Origin of the sequence: Bacillus nitratireducens, from assembly GCF_036320425.1 — a bacterium.
Lineage (GTDB): Bacteria > Bacillota > Bacilli > Bacillales > Bacillaceae_G > Bacillus_A > Bacillus_A nitratireducens.
On record NZ_JAUMJO010000004.1, the window covers coordinates 61,135 to 84,736 of the forward strand.

The following is a 23,602-nucleotide window of genomic DNA, read 5'->3' on the forward strand; positions in this document are numbered from 1 at the left end:
TGATTAAGGGGGAAGAACGATGCAAACTGCTGAAAAGTTAGATCAGATTATAAAAGAAGAATATGAAAATGTTAATGGTATGTTAGTAGTACAGAAAGGTAATGTTATTTTTGAAAACTATTATAACGGTCACGGTCCAAATGATGCATTTCATATAGCGTCGGTCACAAAAACGATAATCTCTGCGTTAATTGGGATATGTATAGATAAAGGATATATCAAAAGTGTAAATCAAAAAGTAATAGAGTTTTTTCCTGAATATAATCTTAAGGCATCTGAAGTAACAGTTCGGCATCTACTTACAATGACAGCTCCATATCCTTATATAGACTGGCAGGAACCGTTAGAAGAACTATGTACACAAATGGACTGGGTGAAGTATACGTTAAATAGGGCAGGAAAAGGTGGAGAAATTGGACCTTTTAAATATTCATCGGCAGGCGCACATGTACTATCAGCAATTATTACGAGTGTAACAGGAAAAAGTGCGCGTGAATTTGCGAATGAATACTTATTTCAGCCACTCGGCATGAGAGAAATTCCAAACTACAATATGAAAGCATTTGGATTCGATGACTTATTCGGAAAAGATGTAAAGGGATGGGTTCACGATCCAAATGGAATTTCGACGGGCGGCTGGGGACTAATGTTAACAGTTAAAGATATGGCTAAGTTTGGACGATTATATTTAAACGCAGGTACTTATGAGGGGAAACAAATTCTTTCAAAATCATGGGTAAAAGAATCAATAGCGATGAATCCGAATCAATATGGCTACTTATGGTGGTTACGAGAAGAAGATGGTATCTTTTCATATTGTGCAATGGGCGATGGTGGGAATATGATTTGCTGCGTACCAGAGAAGGAACTGGTGGTGGCGATTGCTTCTGAAGTCATACCGAATGCAGGGGATAGATGGAAGTTAATTAAAGAGTGCATATTTCCTTATTTAAAAGATTAATATGGTTATTTTTATAAAAATAAGAATGAAAGGTTTAGTTAAACTTGTTTTGTTCTTCATGATAGAAAAAAGTGTTTTATTAACCAAGTTGTTCAACTAAGATTAGAAAACTTCAACACCTATACGATTATTGAATAATTGCAAGGTGTTGAAGTACTTTATAATTTGTTTAGGTACTTTTAACTATTTTTTAACTTTTCGATGTATTAGATACATCATGCCAAACACAATTGCCAGCAAGATAAATTTAATTAATTCCATTAGGCTAAAATCCCATTTCGTTTCTACTCCATCTGTTAAATAAAATACATTAAACATACCGTGTAAAATAGCGGGTGGTATTACAGAACGACCATACTCTCTCATATACGTCAAAATTATAGATAATATAAATAATAATGATAGATAGCTTAATATTCCTACAAACCATAATTCATAGTTTTTATAAAAGATTGATACTGGTAAATGCCATAAAGACCAAAGCGATGCAGTAATGATTGCTGTTTGTTTTAATGAATATTTTTTTCGTAAATGGTAATGAAAATTTCCACGCCATATGATTTCTTCTAAAAATGCAGACAAAGCTGCAATTGTAAGACCAATGAGTAGGAGAAATCCCAATTCATTGCAGTGATTAAATAAGAACTTTATATTATAAATATAAAAATAGAAATGGAGACATAGACCTAGAAGTAGTGGGAATAAAATGGAGAAAATTAGTGATTTTAATGTTGGACGTGAAATGCCAAATGTATGAAAAATTTCTTGTTTCTTATATGCTTTTTGATATAAAAGAACGGCTAACAACGGAACAACCATCGTGAAACCCAAATAACTACGACCATTTTCTATGTTTAGCAAAAAGATATAAAAGAACGATGTGAGAGAATAAATGTAAAATGTTGAATGATAAACTATGTTTTTATTAATATTTATCACCTACCTAAGTACGTATAATTTGTTAATCAAATATTGGATATTTTAATTATATATGAAATGGAAATAGACAGAATGAATATTTTCATATTGTTGATTCTAGTAATAGAGAAGGGGATTAAATTATATCTCTTTTTTTTGCTAGTATAGTAAGAGATAGAAAGAGACTTCACTAGATGGATAAAAGGCGTTGTTTGAAAGGTGAGGGTATGATGACAAAGTCTAATGTTGTAGAAATCATTTCAGCATTAGTAGCTATTATCGGTGTGTATGTACTAATAAATGCACCAGAAATGGGGAGTAAGGCAACAAGTGAATCTGTTGCAGAGCAGGGCGGTCATATGGATACAAGTACGTATTTAGCTTTATTACAAGGATATGGAAATTCTTATACAATTCTAGGTGCGATTTGTTTATTTATGGGGTTGCTTAGTTTGATTTCGATAATTTCAATTCAAATGTATAAAAGTAAATGGGGGTTGAAAAAAAACAATGCTCCTGTCAATTTGATAGGAGCATTGTTTTTATGAAAATCAGCAGTCAATTTTAAAAATAGCGTAATTTAGAATTTATGTCATTTTGGTAGAGTAAATGTAAAAAATACGTAAAAACGTTAATTAAAAGAATATTCTAACTTTTCTGTTGTTTTTTCTTATATAATGAGGTCACGGTCCGAAAATAGTTAAATATTTAATTGAAGTAAAACAACAAATCCCCCGTAACTTTTCACAACAAAAAATCGTTTAACAAAAGAAAGGATTTTCAATCATGAATGGGGGAGAAACATGAAGATTTTAATTCTAGGTGGTACACGTTTTTTAGGAAGAGCTTTCGTAGAAAAAGCTTTAAAAAGAGGACATGAAGTTACATTATTTAATCGCGGAACGAATAAAGAAGTTTTTCCTGAAGTAGAGCAGTTAATCGGTGACAGAAATGATGATGTTTCAAGTTTAGAAAATCGAAAATGGGATACGGTAGTCGACACGTGTGGATTTTCTCCGCATCACATTAGAAATGTTGGAGAAGTCTTACGGGATAATATAAAGCATTATATATTCATTTCAAGTCTTTCCGTTTATAAAGATTGGATTCCGCATCATATAAAAGAAAGTTATATTTTACAACCCGAACCAACGGGTGATCAAATAAAGGCTGTGGAGAATGATGAAGTTTCTCCTTATGAGTATTACGGTGCGCTGAAAGTATTGTGTGAAAAAGAAGCAGAGAAGTATTGGCCGGGGCGTGTTTTACACGTAAGAGCAGGACTTCTTTCAGGGATGTTTGATTATACAGATCGGCTTCCATACTGGATTGGGCGTGTAGCAAAGGGAGGAGAAGTGTTAGTTCCAGGAAGAAAGGACCGTCCAGTGCAGATAGTTGATATAAAAGACGTCGCAAACTGGGGACTAAACATGGCAGAAAACAATAAAGCAGGTACATTTAATGTAACGGGTCCGAAAGATGAATTGACGATGGAAGAGTTATTAAATACGTGTAAAGAAGTTACGAATAGCGATGCTGAATTCGTTTGGGTTGATGAATCGTTTATGCATGAAAATAAAGTACATCCATGGACGGAAATGCCATTATGGCTTCCCGAAACTTTTTCATTAGAAGGTGAAACAGATCCGTGGAAAGGTGGATTCTCTATTAATATAGAGAGCGCAGTTAAAGAGGGTCTTACTTTTAGAAGATTAGAAGATACAGTTACAGACGTGTATGAGTGGATGAAAGAAACGAAAGGTAGGGAATTTAAGGCAGGTATTTCAATTGAAAGAGAAAAGGTGCTGTTAGATAAGTGGTATGAAATAAAGAGAGGTTAAATAAGAATCCTATGAAAAAAGGACTCTGTCTATTGGTTAAACAGAGTCCTAATATTAGTCTACCACTCAATCGGTTCTTCCCCGTACATTTCCCATAGCTTAGGAAACATCTTTTTCAAACCTTCTTCGTCATCTTCATCCCAGTCTAACTCGATATCAACTTCCTCAAATTCTTCATTTGATAAGACATGGTATAGTGTAAAGTATGTATCATCTTCATCCCCAGTCTTCTCCATATATACTTCTTGTCCGAAATATAGCGTAAGTTCTTCAATTTCTGGAACATCATACTCACTCAAATTTTCTAATACAGGAATTAACCGTTCTGGATCTTCAATACATGCTTCGTAAACTTCTTTTCCTTGGAACAATAACCACCCGCGGAAGTAATCAAAACTATCATCCGAACAACCGCCCATAATTATATATGCAGCTGCCCATAAGTGAGACGTATAGGAGGCTTTTAAAATATGGTGCATATGTGTGTCAAAAGCTACAATTTCATGTACTGTACGTTTAGCGAGGTGAGAAGTGAGCCATTCTATTTGTTCTTCTTGGTCTTCGCCTTTCGATTTTGCACGAGCAAGTAGTTCCCAAAAATTTTCTTCTGTTATCGTTTTTTCTTTTATGTAATCTTTCCCTAGAATAGGGTCGGTATATCCTTTTTTTCGTTTGGAAGCGATTAGTTTGTTAGCTTCTTTTATGCATTCTTCTTCTGTTTCTAATTCTTTCGCTTTCACACTACCAGCTGTGCCAATTTTTCCGTAAAACACAACGTAGTCTCTATCTTTCACAACGATTTTCCAAAACTTATTTGATTTCTCAGTTTGCTGGATTAATAACGTTTCCATTTGTACCCCCATAGTGCTTTTCTAGTGTGCATTGTGATTGTAACATATGTATAAATACCTGTAATGACAAAAAGGTAAGTGTAGTTTTCGGAAAGTTCGAAAATCATTGAATGAAATAGAAAAATTTAGTAATCTTATTTGTACAGCACATACATAATAGTTTTGTAATGATACATTGGAGGGATTCGTTGTGGATCTTACATTTAAAGTAGAGGAAACATGTTTTAATTACCGCGTTGGAGCAATTTGTAAACATGATAATAAAATACTCATTCTGCAAGGTGACAGTGAAGATTTTTGGTATGTACCGGGTGGACGAGTGAAAATGCTAGAAAGTAGTGAAGATGCGTTAAAACGAGAGCTTGCTGAAGAATTAGCTGTTCCTATTAAGGTGAAGAGATTAATATGGTCAGTAGAAAATTTCTTTACACTTTCTGAGCGAAAGTTTCATGAGATTAGTTTTTATTATGAAGTAGAATTGCATGAGTTACCTGCAAATGGGGCTGATCAATATATTCTAGAAGAAGAAGGTAGAAGGTATTTATTTATGTGGGTGCCGGTAGAAGAGTTAGATGCGTATAACTTACAGCCAGCGTTTATAAAAGATAAAGTAAAGGATATATCAATTCATACAGAACATATCGTTTTGCAAAAATAAGCGTGTTTGGAGGGGAAAACGGTGAAGGGGACTAAAAAAGAGATACATATAGATAATAAAGTCATTCGTTACACACATATCGAAAAAGGTTCTAATACAATCTGTTTTATGTTCTCAGGCTCAGGCTACAATTATGACAAGCCGTTATTTTATTATGCAACGATGCTTATGCTTGAAAATAAAATAGATGTAGTACATATTCATTATTCCTACGATGGACAGTTAATGGAAAAACCAATGGAAGAAGTAACGAAAGTAATGATGGATGATATTAATCCTATCATTAATGAAGTGCTAAGAAATGGACAATACAACGATTCGATGTTTTTAGGAAAATCACTCGGAACAATCCCGATTGCAAATGATTTAATGAAGAGAGAAGAATTTGCACAGTCAAAAATAATACTACTTACACCTTTACTAACTTTTGATTCCATTTTTGATTCGATCTTACATAGTCATCACGAAGGGCTTTTAGTAATTGGAGACAAAGATCATCAATACAATGTAAATCAAATGAATCAAGTACATAAAACGAATTTAAAAATTGTTGTTGTTAAGAACGCTAATCATTCTTTAAATGTTGGGGAATTTGAAACAGAGAATTCAATTACAGTTATAGCAAAAATGATAGGGACACTTGAAGAAACAATAAAAGACTGAATAACAATTATTAATTTACATGCAAAAGAGGTGCTTATTGCGCCTCTTTTTTTATGTTCAAACTTTAATTCCTATGAGGCAACGCCCGCATTAAAGAGGAATATTACTTTTCTATTTCCTATAAAAAACGGATAACAATTTTTAATAGTAATTATTACAATTTAAATACGGAAAATTCAGAAAAGTATTTAGAAACTTAAGGGAGGTAATTGAAAGCGTTTACTGTTGTTGAGGTACAAGAAAAGAAGATTCCCATATAAGGAGGCTATTAAGATGAAATCGATTAACCCGATGAATGTGATAGACGAAAGCCGTATTCATTCCATGCATATTTGGTTAATATTTTGGTTATTTATCGTAATTGCATTTGATGGATATGATGCTGTTATTTATGGAGCATCAGTACCTTCACTCATTAAAGAGTGGGGAATATCGGATGTTACAGCAGGGGCAATTGGTAGTTATACAGCTATAGGAACAGCAATTGGTGCTGCTTTCTTTGGTTTATTAGCTGATAAAATAGGTCGTAAAAATATCATAATAGTAACTACAATCTTATTTAGTCTATTTACATGTCTATCTGGTTTTGCGAACGGTCCTGTAATGTTTGCGATTTTTCGTGTTATCGCAGGTATAGGGCTTGGCGGAGTTATGCCGAATGTAATTGCTATAGCAACAGAATTCTCGCCGAAACGAGTTCGGACTGCTATCGTATCATTTATTTTTTGCGGATATTCAATTGGAGCAATGGTAGCGGCACTTACAAGTCGTTCCCTTCTTACGACAGCAGGATGGGAGCCAGTTTTTTGGTTAGCAGGAATTCCGTTATTGTTTATCCCGTTTTTAATGAAAAGTATTCCTGAGTCTATTGGTTTTCTTTTAATGAGAGGAAAAATAGAAGAAGCGAAAAAAGTAATAGCTAAGGTAAATCCAGAGTTAAGTAAAGATGCGGCAATTGAATTTACAAAACGACCGACTAAAGAAGTAGGTTCTCCTGTTGTTAAGTTATTTGAGGAAAAGCGCGCCGTAAGTACAATTATGTTTTGGATTTCATGTTTTAGTGCTTTCGTACTCATTTACTCTATGAGTACATGGTTACCAAGGCTTATGATGCAGTCAGGATACGATCTTAAATCAAGTCTCTCATTTACAGCTGTCATGCAAATCGGAGCTATCATTGGAACTCTCATATTCGGTCCAATAGTAGATAAAATTGGATTTAAAAAAGTACTTGTCCCATTATTTTTCTGTGGAGCAATTGCATTATCACTCATCGGATTTGTAAATAATATGTTTGTTGGATTTTTGTTAATTTCAGTAATTGGTGCTTCTTCTGTTGGACTACAAAATATGTCAAATGCATTTGTTTCTCAATATTATCCTAGTAATATGCGCTCAACAGCGGTAGGAAGTACAATGGCCTTTGGGCGTCTTGGAGGTGTGGTAGCTCCAACTTTGATAGGTATTCTACTTTCCATGCATTTATTGCCTCAATATAATTTTGCAGCAATTGCGACTGCTGCTGTAATTGGCGGTATAGCATTGTTATTTGTGAAAGAAGAACACGGGATTTATTATAAAGAGAAAAAAGAAATCACTAGTAGAGATAATAATGTAACTACAGCAAAATAGTAAATGATCAATCCCGGGGATACATTTCTTCGGGATTTGCATTTGTTCAGTGAATAATTAGAATATTTACTTTTATTTTATGTAACGTTTCTTATACAATAGATAGAAAGATGAAATGGGGGATTGGGCGTGTCTAGTAATAAGAGAGAGAGATTAATGAAAAGAATAGAATATCATTTGCGAAATACATCACGCCAGCTTATTAAAATTGATACGGAAGAAGAGGCGCTTCAATATTTAACTCATTCCTTTTGCGCGGAATTACATTGTGATTTCGTCGCTGTAATTTTTAATGAAGGTGGACAATTTTTGCCAAAAGCCTGGAGTGGTAATTTAACTTCTTTAGCTTCGGCGTTTCCACTTCATTCTGATGAATGTTCCTCCAAACTACAATACCAAAGCATGACGGATCAAACGGCAGATTTACCAGAAGTGTGTCTTCTATCTGAAACTTTGAAAAATGCTGGGGTGGAGACTTGGTTTACTGTTCCATTAAAAGATGATATCCAGCATTTTGGTTTTTGTATTGTCGCCTTTTCAAGTCATATCCCGCTTTTAGATATGGAAATTTCATTTGAAGAGTTTGGAAAAGATATAGCAGTGGCAATAGCTGTAGCGAGACAAAAAGAGTCACAGTTGAAAAAAATTGAAGGGTTTGGATGGATTAGTAAAAATCTGTCGCTAGATGTTCCATTAGAAAATCATGTATATGAGGTAACTTCTAAAGCCGGAAATGAAACAAATTCGAATTTTGCTTGTGTTTATTTATATAACGAGACTGAAAACTGTTTTGTTTTTCAAGCACCTTCATATGGAGAAATGAAGAAGCCATACAAAATTATGGTTGAGGATAAATATGTATTAAAAGAACACTTTCCATTTTTTGAAACGATTGGTGGTGAACAGTATACTGCTCCAATCATTATTGATATGAAACCAATTGGAGTATTACATGTTGAAAAGGAATGCGAAGGGTTTTTTACGGAAGCAGATGCGAAATCACTTGAAATGATTGCAAATCATTTAGCAACTATACTAGATAATGCAAGGTTATATAATGGTGAGAAAGAACATAAGCAACGTCTTCATTTTCTATTAGATTATCAGCAAGCATTATTAAAAGAAACGGTCGATGATAATAATTTTGAAGGCATTACAACAATGCTTGGTAATCTGTTTCAAGATACAGTATTTATTTTTGATAGATTTATGCAACCAATAGCATTTCATGATGAAAAGGATAGTCGCTTAGCAGAACATTTAGCTGAACTAACAAGAGAAGAACGTAAAAAGAAAAGATTTACTGATACTTTCCAAATTCATGATCCGAATAATAGTGATTATTGTTTTTCGTTTTGGATCATTAATGGGGGCGGTAATTTTTTAGGATATTTAGCAGTACGAAGAAATAGCGGGGGGATGGATGAATTTGATCAATTAACGGTTGATTTAGCCCGAAATATATGCTCCATCCAGTTTATTAAACAAAAGCTCGTTCTAGATACGAAAGAACAGATGAAAGACAGCTTTATTAGTAAATTATTAACTGAAAGAATTGAGGACCGAGATAATATTTTGCAATATGCAAACTTGTATCAATGGGATCTTTTCAAAAAACATCGAGTCGCGGTATTATCAATTTCACTCGATGAGAAAGAATTAAAGAAAGGAAACCTACTCGAACAACAAGCGAAAAAGTCACTTATATGGGATTTGATTAAGACGCGTGTTCCAGAACTAGGGACAGGCATTTTAGCAGTATCCCATAACGATGAACAACTTTTAATTGTTCCAATTGAAAATCAGAAAAAGGGCGCAGATACATTTTGGGAATCGATGTTTTATAGCATAAAAAAATGGATTGGCTCATCACCTATAGGCTGTCGTGTTTTATTAGGGATTGGCGGTGTTACAAAACAGTTGGAAGATTATTATACTAGTTATCAGCAAGCTATACAGACTTTAAATATTTTAGATAGTCGCTTCCGCAAACAGGGGTTTGCACTATTTGAAGATCTAGGATCGTATGCCATTTTACATCATTTAAATCATTCAACAGCTGTAGATCTTTTTGTTAAGAAACAAATCGGTCCGCTAATTGAATATTCAGAAGGGAAGAATATTGATTTATATAATACATTACATGTATTCTTACAAAACAATGGAAATGTAAAAAGTGCTGCAGAAGAACTTTTTATTCATAGAAGTTCACTCTTATACAGGCTAGAAAAAATTGAATCGCTCATTTCAGTTGATTTAAATCATGCTGAAGTTAGATTTAATTTAATGATGGCGTTGAAGCTTTATGATATGTACGGGGAAGTAGTAGGGTAATAGAAGTTTATATTTTCAGTGATGTTCTATTTTGATAAAAGGAGGTTTCACCTTTATCCGAAATCTCTTTTATCCCACTGATTAAAGTTGCACTTTATTTTTATATAATTGTTTTTCAAAACTTGTTACACTATATAGGTATTTAAAAGGAATTATAGAGTTGAAGGTGATATGCATGAAGAAATATAAAATAGGAGAAGTAGGAAAGGAATTTGGAGTTTCAATAGATGCTTTAAGGTTTTATGAAAAGAAAGGGTTCCTAAAACCACAAAAAGACAAAGATAACGGTTTTAGATTTTATACATATGAGGATTTTGGAGTATTTTTAGCAATTAGAAGCTTTAGACAGATGGGATTTCATGTAAAAGAAATTGGATCGGTTTTTAACGGTTTAGAGTATGATGACATAATGAAAAAATGTAATGATAAAATAGCTGAAAAAAATGAAGCAATAAAACAGTTAGAGTTAGAAACAAAGCAAATAAATGAATTTATGAACTTATTAAACGAATATAAACAAGAAGATAGGCGATGGGTTATAAAACAAGCTGAGACTTATTATTTTCTCAAACATGTTCATTTAAATGAAGGAAGGTTATGTGTAAATCCTCTATTAAAGAAATGGTTAAATTTCTTGCCAACAGTTTCCACAGCATTATGTATTCCACTTGAAGAATATAAAATGAAAAATATAGATAATAGTTACTGGGTAATGGCTATCTCTGAATCAAAGATGAAAGAATGTCAATTACCTATGGATGATTCAGTTATTCAAATGCCTATGGGAGAGTGCTTGAATTATTTATATGAAAAAGACGTGGATGAACCGTTATCATCGTTGATATTAGATGAACCATTCCATATTATGCATGAACAGGGATACGCTCTTAATGGAGATGTTTTATGTCGATATGTTTGTGAAACAAAGAGTCAAGACAAAACAGTTGAACATTATATTATTATGATTCCTATTATTAAATCAAACGGTACAAAGTGACTTGAAGTAGAGAAGGAAATGAAAAAATGCATGTAATTGTTAGACACAGTCTACAGTTACATGCATTTTTTTTGAAACAAAAGAGTTTTTATACGGTGTTTAGCTAGGTTTATCCAGCTATTTATGGGCAGTAAACGCCCGATTGGTATGGGCTGATAATCAGTAGGGAATGAACAAAATCCCATTGATTAAAGTTACACTTTATACAAATTATACAAAATAAATGAATTAATTAAATTAAGCTATTGACCCTAGTCTTAGACCATAGTTTATATTGAACCTATGAAGAAAGCGCTTGCAGAAGTAGAAAGTATGCAAGCACTTAAAATAAATATTGGAGGTTTTTATTATGAGAAACATCGTACTTTTATGTAATGCAGGTATGTCTACAAGTATGTTAATGAACAAAATGAGAGGGTATGCAGAATCAGCAGGTTATAACTGTGAAATTAATGCTTATGCACTAACTGAAGCGAAAAATGTTGGGCCAACAGCAGACATCATTTTATTAGGACCACAAGTTCGATATGCATTAAATAATGTGAAAAGCCAATTGCCAGAAAAGCATATTGAAGTGATTGATATGGCAGCTTACGGCATGTTAGATGGAAAAAAAGTAATTGAGCAAGTGAAAAACATTTTAGGTGATTAAAAGGTCATACATAGGGAACGATTAACGAGATTATGAGTTATGTCAGTTATGAAAAGTACATATTTTGAGGGAGGTCATCTTCTGAAAAAGATAAGAAAATTTCCAATTTTATGTATGGTAATAGGGAGCCTGGCAGGTGGTTTGGTACTTTCAGGATGTTCATCAGAAAGTAAAGATAAGGATTTAAAAGACTCAGATATAACACTTATAACAAATGTTCTTCCATATGGTGAAGTAGGAGCTACCGTCGTTTGTGATTTTGGAGATACAATAGATAGCTCAAAATTAACAAAAGATAGTTTCAAAGTTGAGGTGGAAGTGAATGGGAAGCCTCAAAATAGAAAAATAAATAAAGTGTACACAAATAATAAAGCTGAGGTATCAGAGACTTCAAAAGACGGACAATACGTTGTAATCGAATTAGATGAAAACGATAAATATGCATCTACCTCAACATTTAATGAAGAAAAATTTTTAAGCACAAGAGATAATTTAGACTATAAATTATCTCTTACGAAAGATATTAAGACAAAAGATGGTGCAAATTTTAAAGCATCCGAACAGAAAAATAAAATTTCAAATGTAGTTACTCCAGTTGTAGATGATTTTAAAAAAGGGGTATATCAAGATACATCTGGAAGCAAAATGCAATATAGACTTTTTGAGCCTAAAAAAGAGGCTAACAAAAAATATCCATTAGTCTTATTTTTACATGGATCAGGTGAACGTGGAAATGACAACTATATGCAAGTCGTAGGAAATGAGGGTGCTGTAGCGTGGGCTAATCCAGAACAGCAAAAGAAAAACCCTGCATATGTGTTAGCTCCTCAGGTTGAAGCAACTGAAACCCTTACAGCATATTGGACCGAGGAACCTAACTATTCTACTATGTTGAATTTACTCAAAGAAACCATCGATAAATATGATATTGATAAAAATCGTATATATGTTGTTGGTATGTCCAATGGTGGAATTGGGACTTGGAATGTTATTAAGAAGAACCCAGATCTTTTCGCAGCTGCTGTTCCGATTTGTGGAATAGGTGATTTGCCGGAAAATAAGCTTGTCAGTGAATATGAACCGATGCAAGATACTTCAGTATTCAAAGATATTAAAGATATGCCAATTTGGGTCTTCCATGCAGAAGATGATCCGCTAGTTGATGTGAGATATAGCAGAGATGCTGTACAAGCGATTAAAGAACTAGGTGGTTCTTTGGTCAAATATACAGAATATCCAACTGGAATCGTTCAACCGATGGGACACTTCTCTTGGGTACCAGCTTTGCAGGATAAAGAGATGATAAATTGGTTGTTTAATCAGTCAAAATAATTTTTAAATATCTTGATTATAAAAATAGCATTCTACTCATGTAGGTGGTGCATGCATATTTTTATAAGCCCATAAGGAGAATTCATAATGAGTAAAAAGATAGTATCACTTTGCTTGTTAGCTTCTTTAACAGTTTCATTATTTGGATGTTCAGCAAATGAAGACCAAAAAGTGAAAGAGAAAAAAGAAGAAAAGCCGGTTGAGTTTTATTTAGTAAGGCATGGGAAAACGATGCTAAACACGACTGATAGAGTACAGGGGTGGGCAGATGCGCCCCTTACTAAAGATGGAGTTGAAGTGGCAGAGTATCTTGGTAAAGGTTTGAAAGAAGTTAAGTTTGAAAAGGCATATAGTAGCGATAGTGGACGTGCAATAGAAACTGCGAAAATTGTATTAGATCAAAGTGGAAATAAAGATATGAATATCAATCAAAGTAAAAATTTGCGTGAAGTGTGTTTCGGTGAGTTTGAAGGGGAGTTAAATCATACTTTTCGGGAAAAACTTGCACAAGCAAATAATATGAGCCATGAAGAATTTATGAATAATTTCGACATCGATATTATGCAAAAAACTGCAGCGAAGATCGATAAGAGTAAACAGGCTGAAGATACTGAAACAGTCACAAAGAGAATGAAAAACGAAGTTGATAAAATTGCAAAAGAAGTAGCAGAAGATGGCGGCGGTGAAGTCCTTGTTGTATCACATGGTATATCTTTAATGGATCTATTATATTCAATATCTCCTGAATCTTTAAATGAGGTTGAAGAAGGGTTAGGAAATGCAAGTGTTTCAAAAGTTGTATATAAAGATGGGAAATATAAAGTTCAATCTGTAAATGATATGAGCTACGTAGAAAAAGGAAAAAAGTAAATTAATTAAAAGTCAGAAATGTTGGAGGTAATTATGAAGCTGTTAGAAGGGATAAGAAACGGATTAGAACGAATCATCACACCACTAACAAATTATCTCGGAAATAGTAAAGTAGTGAATGCTATTACATCAGGGATGATGATGACGATTCCTGTTACGATTGGTGTTACATTGTTTGCTATTTTAGGTAATCTACCATTTAAAGGGTGGAAAGAATTTTTAATTCAAATTGGTTTATATACGCACATGCAAGACATGATTAGTGCGACACTTAGCTTGTTAGCAGTATATATGGTTGTCATTATCGCTTATTCTTATGTGAAAGAAGAAGGCATGAACGGAATGACAGCTGCTGTTATAGCATTAGGTAGTTTCTTATGCTTAATGCCAATGTCAATTAAAGTTGGAGAAGAACAAATACCAGCCATTTTAAATCAGTATTTAGGTAGTGATGGAATATTCGTTGCCATGTTTGTCGGCGTGTTCACCGGTAAATTGTACTGTGCATTAAAAAGAAAAAATATTGGAGTAAAATTACCAGAATCGGTACCACCTATGGTAGCTGATGCGATTAATCCAGTATTTATTTCAATCATTATTTTCACGCTTATCTTCTTTATTAGAGTAATATTTGGCTATACTCCATATGAAAATATTTTTAACTTTGTAAGTCAAGTAATCTCGTTACCTGTAAAAGTAATTGGATCGTCTGTATGGTCAGTTATTGCTATCTTTACTTTTATGAATTTATGTTGGTTCTTCGGTTTACATCCAGCTCCAATCATAAATGTATGGTATAGTGCGACGGCTCCATTATTTACGGCAGCAATTACAGCTTTCGCTTCAGGAACACCTTTTGCGGAAATTCCTTATTTAGGATTTAGTTTAATGCATTTTGCAGTTGCCATTGGTGGAACAGGAAATACGTTAGGTTTAGCAATAAATCTACTATTTGCGAAGTCACAGCAATATAAATCACTTGGGAAAATCGGTATCGTCCCAAATATCTTTAATATTAATGAGCCGATTGTATTTGGATTACCGCTTGTTCTGAATCCAATCTACTTTATTCCATTAGTAGCATCTTCAATAGTTGGCGGGTTAATTTGTGTCGTATTCCTTAAAATCACGGGAATTTTATCTACCTTTAATCCACTTATTGAATTGCCATGGGTAACACCAGCACCATTTGCAGGTTATATTTCTGGTGGTTGGTTACTATTAATCATGACGGTATTAATTATTATCTCTCAAATTCTACTATATTATCCGTTCTTTAAAATGGGAGATAAGAAAGCTTATGAGGCAGAACAACAAGCAGCACAACAATAATAATGAATCCCTCAAAAGCCCGATTATTGCGGGCTAGTAATCAGTGGGAATGAGCTAAACCTCACTGATTGCTTTTTAAATAATAAAAATAAAAAAATGTTAGGAGAATAGTTATGGAACAAAATGAATTAGTAGTATTTCAAATTATATCAGCAGTAGGTAGCGCACGATCTTCCTATATTGAAGCAATTCAAGAAGCAAAAATGGGTAACTTTGAACAAGCAAGAAAATTAATGAATGAGGGTAGTGAAACTTTCATTGAAGGGCATAGAGCGCATGCTGGACTGATTAGTAGAGAAGCAACTGGTGAAAAAGTAGAAGTAAGCTTATTGTTAGCACATGCAGAAGATCAATTAATGAGTGCAGAAGGATTTAAAATAATAGCGGAAGAGCTAATTAGTGTTTATGAAACATTTTTAGTGAAACAAGCTTAATATAAAGTGAAATTTTAATCAGTGGGGGGTTCATCCCACTGATTATCAGCCCTCACCGATCGGGCATTTACGGGCAGCCCGACTCCCACCTAACTACTTTGCTCCACCTGAATTTTGAGGTGGGAGTTTTACTGCCCACAAATAGCGGAATCAACAAACTATAACAATACTATTTTTGAAAAGGACAGGTAAAAATTATGCTCAATAGTTCATTTAAAAAAGACTTTTTATGGGGGGCTTCCACAAGTGCTTACCAAGTAGAAGGAGCCTATAATGAAGATGGGAAAGGCCTTTCTGTTCAAGATGTGAAAGTTATTCCTGAAGGTACGTCAGATTTTAAAGTTTGTAGTGATCATTATCATCAATTTAAAGAAGATGTGAAGCTTTTTTCTGAATTAGGGCTAAAAGTATATCGCTTTTCAATAGCTTGGACTCGAATTCTTCCAAATGGTACCGGCGAAGTGAATGAAAAAGGTATTACATTCTATAGCAATCTTATTGATGAATTGCTGAAGCATGATATCGTACCGTTAATAACGATGTATCATTTTGATTTGCCGTATGAATTAGAGAAAAAGGGTGGCTGGAGTAACCGTGCTACGATTGATGCATTTGTTACATATTGTGAAATCCTTTTTGAACGTTTTGGAGATCGAGTAAAGAATTGGTTAACGATTAATGAACAGAATATGATGATCCTACATGGACAGGCCATTGGGACATCGATACTATCTCAAAAAGAGCTATATCAGCAAAATCATCATATGCTTTTAGCAGAGGCAAAGGTAACAAACTTATGTCACGAGATGATACGTGATGCGAAAATTGGTCCAGCGCCAAATATTAGTTATGTGTATCCGAAAACATGTAAGCCGAATGATATAATTGCAGCTCAAAATTGTAACGCAATTCGTAATTGGTTATATCTAGATATGGCTGTATATGGACGATATAACAATATAGCGTGGAATTTTATGAAAAGCAAAAATATCGAACCAGTCATTCTAGAAGGAGATATGGAGATTCTATCTAGTTCAAAACCAGATTATATAGCTTTTAACTACTATTCTTCTATTACTGTTAGTGAATATGATGAGAACTTTGTAATTGATGATGCGGGTGATCAACAAATTGAAGTAGGTGAAGAAGGATTCTTCATGGGTGACGATAATGAACATCTAGAATTAACCGATTTCGGTTGGGAAATCGACCCAATTGGCTTCCGAGTTACATTAAGAGAAGTGAATGATCGTTATAACTTGCCGATTATCGTTACAGAGAATGGGATAGGTGCTTACGACAAAGTAGATGAAGATGGATCAGTCCAAGATCACTACCGAATTGATTATTTGAAAAAACATATTGAACAGATGGAATTGGCAATTGCGGATGGAGTGGATGTAATTGGTTACTGTCCTTGGGCCGCAATCGATTTAATTTCTACGCATCAAGGTTTCAGAAAAAGATATGGTTTTATTTATATAAATCGTGATGAAGACGATTTAAAAGATTTAAAAAGAATAAAGAAACAGAGCTTCTATTGGTATAAAGAAGTTATTTCATCAAATGGAAAAGAACGATAACATATAGTTTCAAAATTCACATCATAGAGTGCGTACCTCAAGGGAAAATTATTTAATTTGAGGTGCGCATTTTTTATATGAAATATACCAATACCTCTCACTAAATGGAAAATGAAGCTGTTTGTACTGAAATGAATACCCTCAAAATGTATGAAAGAAATATATGTATTTCCTACACTATGTATATACAAAAACTTTTTGGATATAGATATAATTTATTTACAGAATATTAAAAAGTTAGGTAGGGGGATGAAAGATGTCGATTCAAACAATTGGTATTGTAGGTGCAGGATCTATGGGTTCTGGCATTGCAAATTTAGCTGCACTAAATGGATTTACAGTTATTTTACATGATATTGAAGAGCGTTATTTAGATAGTGCAATACAACGTATGAATGGTTTTATGACTAAAAGTGTTACAAGAGGAAAGATGACGGAAGAAGATAAAGAAAAGGCGCTTGGCCGAATTCGACTCACTACAACGTTAGAAGATATGAAAGATGCGGATGTAGTTATTGAAGCAGTGTTAGAGAAGTTAGATTTGAAGAGGGAAGTGTTTGCAGCTCTAGATCGAATCGTTCCTGAAGGGGTTATACTTGCAACGAATACTTCATCTATGTCGATAACAGAGATTGCTTCAGCAACGAATCGTCCGGAACGTGTGGCAGGTATGCATTTCTTTAATCCTGCACAACTTATGAAACTTGTAGAAGTTGTTCGTGGTTATCGAACGAGTGATGAAACAGTTGAAGAATTGAAAGCGTTATCTAAAAAGCTTTCGAAAGAACCAGTTGAAGTAAAGAAAGATTCTCCAGGATTTATTGTGAATCGAATAATGATTCCACAATTTATAGAGGCAATTAAATTGCTAGAAGATGGAGTTGCTTCTGCAGAAGATATTGATAAGGCTGTTACACTAGGTCTTAATTATCCGATGGGGCCATTTACACTTCAAGATTTTGCAGGTGTAGACATTGGGTATCATGTGATGGAGTACTTCAAAGAAGAATTAAATAATGATCAATACGCGCCACCGCTTCTTTTAAAACAGCTAGTTAGAGCAGGTAGAAATGGCAAAAAAACAGGCGCTGGTTTTTATGATTATGAATAAAGAATGGGGGATTAAGTTATGAATTATGAGTTTTTAATTTGTGAAATTGAAAATAGAGTTGCGATCGTTACAATTAATCGACCACCTGTAAATCCATTGAATACACAAGTGTTTAATGAACTTTCCGGTCTATTTAGTGAACTAGAGGCAAATGAAGAAGTACGAGTAATCGTTCTTACAGGAAGCGGAAGGAAGGCATTTGTCGCAGGCGCTGACATTAATGAAATGGCAGCACTTGATCTTGTCGGTGTTAACAAAATGAATAAGACTTCACGAACGGTGTTTAGCAAAATTGAAAATATGTCAAAACCAGTTATTGCGGCGATAAATGGATTAGCTCTTGGCGGTGGTTTTGAACTCGCTCTCGCTTGTGACTTACGCATTTGTTCGGATCAAGCAAAATTCGCTTTTCCAGAAGTCGGACTCGGAATTATTCCTGGAGGCGGAGGAACACAGCGTCTGCAAAAGATTGTCGGCCAGGGCATAGCGAAAGAATTACTTTATTTCGGAGACATGTTTGATGCGCAGCGTGCGTTCGATTTACATATTGTCAACAAGGTCGTACCTGCGGAAGAGTTGTTTGAGTTTGCAAAGGAATGGGCATATAAATTGGCAAAAAAACCACCAGTAGCACTTCAAATGTTAAAAACTGCGGTAAATGTAGGAAGTAATGCTGATCTTGAAACAGGCTTAATTATTGAAAGCACCTGTTTTGGAAATGCTTTCGCAACAGAGGATCGTAAAGAAGGATTACAAGCATTCGTTGAAAAAAGGAAACCAGTTTATTTAGGGAAATAATGAGGTGAAATGGATATGAAAGAAATTGTTTTGTTAGAGGGAGCGAGGACTCCGTTCGCTGAAATTTCGGGATCGTTCAAAGGATTAAATGCAACAGATTTAGGGGCGATTGCCGCTAAGGAAGCAATACGAAAAGCTTCTATATCTGCAGAAGATATTAATCAAGTTGTATTTGGTAATGTTCAGCAGTCTAGTAAAGATGCACATTTATTGGCAAGGCATGTTGGTTTAAAAGCCGGAGCGCCTATTCATGTCCCAGCTTTGACGATTAATCGTCTTTGCGGAACTGGTGTTGAATCTATTTTAACGGCAGCTCGTTATATTCTATGCGGAGAAGCAGACGTTGCACTTGCCGGGGGAACGGAGAATATGAGCCAAGTTCCACATGTAATACCTGGAATGAGATGGGGAAGTCCACTCGGCGGTCCGGCTATAGAAGATTGGTTATGGGATGGTCTGTATGATACGTATGGTAAATGTACGATGGGAGAAACTGCAGAAAATTTGGCTGCAAAATATAACTTAACGAGAGAAGAAGTAGATCAGCATGCACTCTCTAGCCATGAACGAGCTCTTTTAGCAAGGGAGAAAGGGTATTTAAAAGAAGAGATTGTCCCAGTAACAGTGAAAGGAAGAAAAGGAGAACAGGTCATTGAAGAAGATGAGCATATCCGTCATACAAGCATAGAAAAACTTGCAAAGCTAAAGCCACGCTTTGTGGAAAATGGTGTCGTAACTCCTGGTAGTGCAAGTGGGATGGTAGATGGTGCAGCGGCAGTTGTTTTAGCATCAAGCGATTATGCAAATGAAAGAGGATTAAAACCGATTGCTAAGCTCGTTTCTTGGGCTGTAGTTGGGGTAGAACCGAAGTATATGGGAATCGGACCGGTTCCGGCTATTCAAAGCGCATTAGAAAACGCAAATCTAAATCTAGCAGACTTAGACTTAATTGAAATTAATGAAGCATTCTCCGCGCAGTACTTAGCTTGTCAAAAAGAATTAGGATTCGATCTTAATAAAGCGAATGTAAATGGCGGGGCAATTGCGATCGGGCATCCACTTGCTGCGAGTGGAACGAGAATTTCTCTATCCTTAATTTATGAATTAAGAAGAAGAAATAAGAAGTACGGGGTATCCGCTGTTTGTATTGGCGGAGGGCAAGGAATTGCAGCGATTTGGGAAGCTTTGTATTAGAAAAGCCAGGGGGATCCTTCCTGGTTTTCCTACATCGTTTATCCGGCTATAAGTATGGGATAAAAAACTCGGGCTAGTTGGTAAGACGATAGAAAGTGAGTGAGAGAATGAAAAAGGATAAAAACTTATTAGCGGTGTATGAGCTGATAGAATCTATTACTTCATCTTACGGTGAAAAAGAAGCAATATATGATTTAACGAGACGAATTACATACAAACAATTGAAAAACGAAGTAGATTGTTTGGCTACTGCATTTAAGAGACTAGGAATAGGTAAAGCGGACTGCATCGCCGTATCTCTACCAAACTGGTCCGAAACAGTAGTTATATATTTTGCAGCAGCAAAATTAGGAGCGACAATTGTTCCGTTTAATCCAAAATATAAATCATTTGAAATTGAATATATATTGAAAAGTTCAGCTCCGAAGCTATTAATAGCTTCGGAAGAATTTGAAAAGAATTTTGGTTTTGAAAAAGTACTTAATATGGTACAAAAAGCTATTACAGTAAGGTTTCCACAAGAGAATCTTAGTACGTATGAGGAGTTAATGCGTACGGAAATAATGGATATTGAACCAGTAAGTATAAATGTGAATGAAGATTTGTTTTGTATATTATATACGTCAGGTACGACGGGAACCCCAAAAGGTGTAATGGTTACACACCGTGCTGTTGTACAATCCGCTCAAACGATAGGAACAGAGCTACATTGTACACAAGATGATGTATTTATAATTTCAGCACCACTGTTTCATATTTTCGGTATGGCAATAAATATGCTTTGTGCTGTAGCGATGGGGGGACGAATCGTATTACAAGAAAAATTCCGTCCGCGAGAAACTTTACAATTAATTGAACAAGAAAAGGTAACCATCCAAAAAGGCGTACCAACCATGTTTATAAAGGAACTAGAATTAGAGGACTTTGATAAATATGATTTATCTTCATTACGTGCCGGATTAGTTGGTGCAGCACCTATTCCAGCAAAAACAGTGACTGAGATACGAGAACGGATGGGGATTAACCTTTGTCAATCATTTGGGATAACTGAAACGGTTTCTATTACGATGACCTCGTATGATGATACAAATCAGAACATAACAGAAACTCTCGGAAAGGCAATCCCAGGAGTAACATTGAAAATTGTAGATGAAAATAGAGTGGCGCTCCCGCCCGGAGAAGTAGGAGAAATCGCCGTTAATGGATTTGGAGTAATGAAAGGTTATTATAATATGCCTGAACAGACAAAGCAGGTTTTAGATAATGAAAATTGGTATTATTCAGGAGATTTAGGCACCCTAGATGATCAAGGTTATTTAAGGTTCGTAGGGCGAAAGAAAGAGATGATAATACGAGGAGGGTTAAATGTTTATCCTCAAGAAATTGAGGCAGTCATTATGAAACATCCAAAAGTAATCGAAGCAGCAGTTGTGGGACTTCCAGATAAAGTGCTAGGGGAAGTTGCATGTGCGGTCATACGGTTAAAGAATGGGGAAGTAAGTACAGAAGAAGAAATAAAATTCTATCTTAAAGAGAGAATGGCAATTTATAAACTGCCAGAGAAAGTGGTCTTTACTAATGAATTTCCTGTAACAGCAAGTGGGAAAATTCAAAAGTTGAAACTGAGAGAACAAGTATCTTCTAATATTAGTCCAACAGTTTGATAGATAGGAGGGAAGACATAATGGAAGAATATGCTTTTCAAGTAAGGTGGGGAGACACAGATGCTGCGGGCATTGTGTATTATCCTAATTTTTATAAATGGATGGACGAAGCAACCCATGAATACTTTAAAAAAATTGGTTATCCTTCAGTCGAACTTTACGAAGAACAACAAATTGGTTTGCCCTTACTAGAAGCAAAATGCCAATTTAAGTCGCCTCTTCGTTTTGAAGACCAAGTAGTTGTGAAAAGTACTGTGAATGAATTGCATAATAAAGTTTTTACAATTCAACATGTTTTTGTAAAAGGCGAACAGGTCGTGGCAGAAGGTTATGAAACGCGTGCATGGACTTCTTTTAAAGAAAAAGCGAAAGCGCAACCAATACCTGAATATATTCGGCAGAAGATGATGCCGGAGATCAAAACTGTGGAAAGTTAAAGAAGGACGAGCAAAGATATCGTAACTAGAAATTGTTAATAAAGGGGAGATATTGATGGGAAAAGAAAAAAAATATGATGCCATTGTTGTTGGTGCGGGACCAGTTGGACTTGTAGCAGGACTTGCATTACAAAAGAAGGGAATATCAACGTTAGTAATAGAGGCAGATTCATTCGGAAGACCCCGTCCAGGAAGCAGAGCAATTTATTTGCACAGTGCTTCGTTAAAACTACTGGAGGAGACTGCCGAAGGTCTTGGTTTTACACTTGCTCATAACGGAATTATTTGGCCTGTAAAACGAACATTTTATAAAGGTAAAGAAGTATATGTAAGAAATTATGGTAAGGATGAAAACCTTAAGTTCAACAGATTGCCTCATTTCACAGCTCTTCACCAAGATGAGATTGAAAAGCATATGTATGAGGCTTGTATAAATACGGGCGTTGAATTCCTTTGGGATGCTCCAGTTAAAAAGTTACACATTACAGACTCTGGAGTAGAAGTAACAATTACAAATGACGAAATTTTAAAGGCGCAGTATGTAATTGGATGTGATGGAGCACGTTCAATTGTAAGAGAGCAAGCGGGATTAACGTTTGAAGGTCCGCGCACAGCAGATACTTTTATCGTCGTAGATGCGAAAGAAGATGAAACAGATCCACTTCCTTTAGAAAGAATATTCCATTATCAGCATCCAGCTATGGAGGGAAGAAATGTAATGTTTGTTCCGTTTAAAGGGGGATGGCGTATCGATTTACAACTGCTTGAGTCAGATAACCCAGATGATTATACAAATATTGAAAGTGTTAAGAAATGGTTACCGAAAGTCATGGATGCTAAGTACGCTGAGAGGATTACGTGGGTGTCTTCCTATCGTTTCCATCAAGTAGTGGCAAATTCATTTACTGACGAAAAACGTCGTGTTCTTCTAGCTGGGGAAGCAGCGCACTTATTCGCCCCATTCGGAGCACGTGGATTAAACTCTGGAATTCCAGATGCTGTTCTCGCTGCGAGAGGTATTGAGAAGGCGCTACAATCTAACTCTGAAGAAGAGCGGATAAACGCGATTGAAGCAGCTGCAAACGAACGCCGAATTGCAGCTAAATGGAACCGAGATGCTTCAACTACTGCGCTTCATCACCTTCAGGGGAACTCTCCTGAAATGAACATGAAACGCGACATTGCTGCTTCAATGGTATCTATCGTTCCAAGGCTTGGAAGATGGCTTGATGAGGGGCCATACGGACCGAAATTTGGACCTCCTGAACTGACAACGAAATATTAAAAGTATAAAAATATTTAGATGGGTAACATGAACGATATGAAAGGAGCGATAAGAA

General features: G+C 35.2%; 22 protein-coding genes. 20 read left to right on the forward strand and 2 right to left on the reverse strand.

Annotation, left to right across the window (positions count from 1 at the left end):
* The first annotated feature begins 19 nt into the window (after positions 1 to 19).
* Positions 20 to 961, forward strand: a complete 942-nt coding sequence (locus Q3V31_RS15855) for a serine hydrolase domain-containing protein (protein WP_001192446.1) — start codon at positions 20 to 22, stop codon at positions 959 to 961.
* A gap of 183 nt (positions 962 to 1,144) precedes the next feature.
* Here Q3V31_RS15855 and Q3V31_RS15860 read toward each other — a convergent pair whose 3' ends face one another.
* The gene (locus Q3V31_RS15860) at positions 1,145 to 1,900 is read right to left on the reverse strand and encodes a CPBP family intramembrane glutamic endopeptidase (protein WP_002076494.1); all 756 of its coding nucleotides are present in this window, start codon (positions 1,898 to 1,900) and stop codon (positions 1,145 to 1,147) included.
* A gap of 173 nt (positions 1,901 to 2,073) precedes the next feature.
* Here Q3V31_RS15860 and Q3V31_RS15865 point away from each other — a divergent pair, with 173 nt between their 5' ends.
* Positions 2,074 to 2,427 carry a hypothetical protein gene (locus Q3V31_RS15865; RefSeq protein WP_000361374.1) on the forward strand — a complete coding sequence of 118 codons (354 nt, stop codon included), beginning with the start codon at positions 2,074 to 2,076 and terminating at the stop codon, positions 2,425 to 2,427.
* 255 nt (positions 2,428 to 2,682) lie between these two features.
* The gene (locus tag Q3V31_RS15870) at positions 2,683 to 3,720 is read left to right on the forward strand and encodes an SDR family oxidoreductase (RefSeq protein WP_000697745.1); all 1,038 of its coding nucleotides are present in this window, start codon (positions 2,683 to 2,685) and stop codon (positions 3,718 to 3,720) included.
* 59 nt (positions 3,721 to 3,779) lie between these two features.
* On the opposite strand, the gene Q3V31_RS15875 is transcribed toward Q3V31_RS15870, so the two are convergent.
* The gene (locus tag Q3V31_RS15875; protein ID WP_071734922.1) at positions 3,780 to 4,571 is read right to left on the reverse strand and encodes a DUF4240 domain-containing protein; all 792 of its coding nucleotides are present in this window, start codon (positions 4,569 to 4,571) and stop codon (positions 3,780 to 3,782) included.
* 190 nt (positions 4,572 to 4,761) lie between these two features.
* On the opposite strand from Q3V31_RS15875, the gene Q3V31_RS15880 reads away from it, so the two are divergent.
* The 17 genes from Q3V31_RS15880 (at position 4,762) to Q3V31_RS15960 (ending at position 23,547) form a co-directional block, all read left to right on the forward strand.
* Positions 4,762 to 5,229 (forward strand): NUDIX hydrolase, encoded by a 468-nt coding sequence (locus Q3V31_RS15880; RefSeq protein WP_071734921.1) that lies wholly within the window; start codon positions 4,762 to 4,764, stop codon positions 5,227 to 5,229.
* 21 nt (positions 5,230 to 5,250) lie between these two features.
* The gene (locus Q3V31_RS15885; RefSeq protein ID WP_090813617.1) at positions 5,251 to 5,892 is read left to right on the forward strand and encodes an alpha/beta hydrolase; all 642 of its coding nucleotides are present in this window, start codon (positions 5,251 to 5,253) and stop codon (positions 5,890 to 5,892) included.
* A gap of 273 nt (positions 5,893 to 6,165) precedes the next feature.
* Positions 6,166 to 7,524 (forward strand): MFS transporter, encoded by a 1,359-nt coding sequence (locus Q3V31_RS15890; RefSeq protein ID WP_000836226.1) that lies wholly within the window; start codon positions 6,166 to 6,168, stop codon positions 7,522 to 7,524.
* Between the two features lie 129 nt (positions 7,525 to 7,653).
* A complete protein-coding gene (locus tag Q3V31_RS15895; RefSeq protein WP_090813616.1) occupies positions 7,654 to 9,858 on the forward strand; it encodes a helix-turn-helix domain-containing protein in 2,205 nt (734 codons plus the stop codon).
* Positions 9,859 to 10,033: 175 nt separating this feature from the next.
* A complete protein-coding gene (locus Q3V31_RS15900; protein ID WP_016129777.1) occupies positions 10,034 to 10,855 on the forward strand; it encodes a MerR family transcriptional regulator in 822 nt (273 codons plus the stop codon).
* A 349-nt stretch (positions 10,856 to 11,204) separates the two neighbouring features.
* Complete coding sequence (locus tag Q3V31_RS15905; RefSeq protein ID WP_001244592.1) at positions 11,205 to 11,507, forward strand: PTS sugar transporter subunit IIB; 303 nt, start codon at positions 11,205 to 11,207, stop codon at positions 11,505 to 11,507.
* A 39-nt stretch (positions 11,508 to 11,546) separates the two neighbouring features.
* A complete protein-coding gene (locus Q3V31_RS15910; protein ID WP_090813615.1) occupies positions 11,547 to 12,839 on the forward strand; it encodes a prolyl oligopeptidase family serine peptidase in 1,293 nt (430 codons plus the stop codon).
* Between the two features lie 87 nt (positions 12,840 to 12,926).
* Positions 12,927 to 13,709, forward strand: coding sequence for a histidine phosphatase family protein (locus tag Q3V31_RS15915; RefSeq protein WP_000038011.1), 783 nt, complete (start codon positions 12,927 to 12,929; stop codon positions 13,707 to 13,709).
* A 33-nt stretch (positions 13,710 to 13,742) separates the two neighbouring features.
* Positions 13,743 to 15,041 carry a PTS sugar transporter subunit IIC gene (locus Q3V31_RS15920; RefSeq protein WP_000770437.1) on the forward strand — a complete coding sequence of 433 codons (1,299 nt, stop codon included), beginning with the start codon at positions 13,743 to 13,745 and terminating at the stop codon, positions 15,039 to 15,041.
* 113 nt (positions 15,042 to 15,154) lie between these two features.
* Positions 15,155 to 15,475 carry a PTS sugar transporter subunit IIA gene (locus tag Q3V31_RS15925; RefSeq protein ID WP_329765614.1) on the forward strand — a complete coding sequence of 107 codons (321 nt, stop codon included), beginning with the start codon at positions 15,155 to 15,157 and terminating at the stop codon, positions 15,473 to 15,475.
* A gap of 197 nt (positions 15,476 to 15,672) precedes the next feature.
* Positions 15,673 to 17,058, forward strand: a complete 1,386-nt coding sequence (locus Q3V31_RS15930) for a glycoside hydrolase family 1 protein (RefSeq protein WP_016129774.1) — start codon at positions 15,673 to 15,675, stop codon at positions 17,056 to 17,058.
* A gap of 256 nt (positions 17,059 to 17,314) precedes the next feature.
* Positions 17,315 to 18,169, forward strand: coding sequence for a 3-hydroxyacyl-CoA dehydrogenase family protein (locus tag Q3V31_RS15935; RefSeq protein ID WP_090813613.1), 855 nt, complete (start codon positions 17,315 to 17,317; stop codon positions 18,167 to 18,169).
* An 18-nt stretch (positions 18,170 to 18,187) separates the two neighbouring features.
* On the forward strand, positions 18,188 to 18,967 hold the full coding sequence (locus Q3V31_RS15940) for an enoyl-CoA hydratase/isomerase family protein (RefSeq protein ID WP_090813612.1): 780 nt from the start codon (positions 18,188 to 18,190) through the stop codon (positions 18,965 to 18,967).
* A gap of 15 nt (positions 18,968 to 18,982) precedes the next feature.
* A complete protein-coding gene (locus tag Q3V31_RS15945) occupies positions 18,983 to 20,161 on the forward strand; it encodes an acetyl-CoA C-acetyltransferase (protein WP_071734259.1) in 1,179 nt (392 codons plus the stop codon).
* 107 nt (positions 20,162 to 20,268) lie between these two features.
* Positions 20,269 to 21,825, forward strand: coding sequence for a class I adenylate-forming enzyme family protein (locus tag Q3V31_RS15950; RefSeq protein WP_329765615.1), 1,557 nt, complete (start codon positions 20,269 to 20,271; stop codon positions 21,823 to 21,825).
* Positions 21,826 to 21,845: 20 nt separating this feature from the next.
* A complete protein-coding gene (locus tag Q3V31_RS15955) occupies positions 21,846 to 22,262 on the forward strand; it encodes an acyl-CoA thioesterase (RefSeq protein WP_000393358.1) in 417 nt (138 codons plus the stop codon).
* A 55-nt stretch (positions 22,263 to 22,317) separates the two neighbouring features.
* Complete coding sequence (locus Q3V31_RS15960) at positions 22,318 to 23,547, forward strand: FAD-dependent oxidoreductase (RefSeq protein ID WP_000514039.1); 1,230 nt, start codon at positions 22,318 to 22,320, stop codon at positions 23,545 to 23,547.
* Positions 23,548 to 23,602 lie beyond the last annotated feature (55 nt).

Excerpts from the sequence above, each read along its gene's own strand:
- Q3V31_RS15855 (WP_001192446.1), top strand. The coding sequence starts at position 20 with ATGCAAACTGCTGAAAAGTTAGATCAGATTATAAAAGAAGAATATGAA.
- Q3V31_RS15865 (WP_000361374.1), top strand. The coding sequence starts at position 2,074 with ATGGATAAAAGGCGTTGTTTGAAAGGTGAGGGTATGATGACAAAGTCT.
- Q3V31_RS15870 (WP_000697745.1), top strand. The coding sequence starts at position 2,683 with ATGAAGATTTTAATTCTAGGTGGTACACGTTTTTTAGGAAGAGCTTTC.
- Q3V31_RS15875 (WP_071734922.1), bottom strand. The coding sequence starts at position 4,571 with ATGGAAACGTTATTAATCCAGCAAACTGAGAAATCAAATAAGTTTTGG.
- Q3V31_RS15890 (WP_000836226.1), top strand. The coding sequence starts at position 6,166 with ATGAAATCGATTAACCCGATGAATGTGATAGACGAAAGCCGTATTCAT.
- Q3V31_RS15900 (WP_016129777.1), top strand. The coding sequence starts at position 10,034 with ATGAAGAAATATAAAATAGGAGAAGTAGGAAAGGAATTTGGAGTTTCA.
- Q3V31_RS15905 (WP_001244592.1), top strand. The coding sequence starts at position 11,205 with ATGAGAAACATCGTACTTTTATGTAATGCAGGTATGTCTACAAGTATG.
- Q3V31_RS15910 (WP_090813615.1), top strand. The coding sequence starts at position 11,547 with ATGTCAGTTATGAAAAGTACATATTTTGAGGGAGGTCATCTTCTGAAA.
- Q3V31_RS15915 (WP_000038011.1), top strand. The coding sequence starts at position 12,927 with ATGAGTAAAAAGATAGTATCACTTTGCTTGTTAGCTTCTTTAACAGTT.
- Q3V31_RS15920 (WP_000770437.1), top strand. The coding sequence starts at position 13,743 with ATGAAGCTGTTAGAAGGGATAAGAAACGGATTAGAACGAATCATCACA.
- Q3V31_RS15925 (WP_329765614.1), top strand. The coding sequence starts at position 15,155 with ATGGAACAAAATGAATTAGTAGTATTTCAAATTATATCAGCAGTAGGT.
- Q3V31_RS15930 (WP_016129774.1), top strand. The coding sequence starts at position 15,673 with ATGCTCAATAGTTCATTTAAAAAAGACTTTTTATGGGGGGCTTCCACA.
- Q3V31_RS15935 (WP_090813613.1), top strand. The coding sequence starts at position 17,315 with ATGTCGATTCAAACAATTGGTATTGTAGGTGCAGGATCTATGGGTTCT.
- Q3V31_RS15940 (WP_090813612.1), top strand. The coding sequence starts at position 18,188 with ATGAATTATGAGTTTTTAATTTGTGAAATTGAAAATAGAGTTGCGATC.
- Q3V31_RS15945 (WP_071734259.1), top strand. The coding sequence starts at position 18,983 with ATGAAAGAAATTGTTTTGTTAGAGGGAGCGAGGACTCCGTTCGCTGAA.
- Q3V31_RS15950 (WP_329765615.1), top strand. The coding sequence starts at position 20,269 with ATGAAAAAGGATAAAAACTTATTAGCGGTGTATGAGCTGATAGAATCT.
- Q3V31_RS15955 (WP_000393358.1), top strand. The coding sequence starts at position 21,846 with ATGGAAGAATATGCTTTTCAAGTAAGGTGGGGAGACACAGATGCTGCG.
- Q3V31_RS15960 (WP_000514039.1), top strand. The coding sequence starts at position 22,318 with ATGGGAAAAGAAAAAAAATATGATGCCATTGTTGTTGGTGCGGGACCA.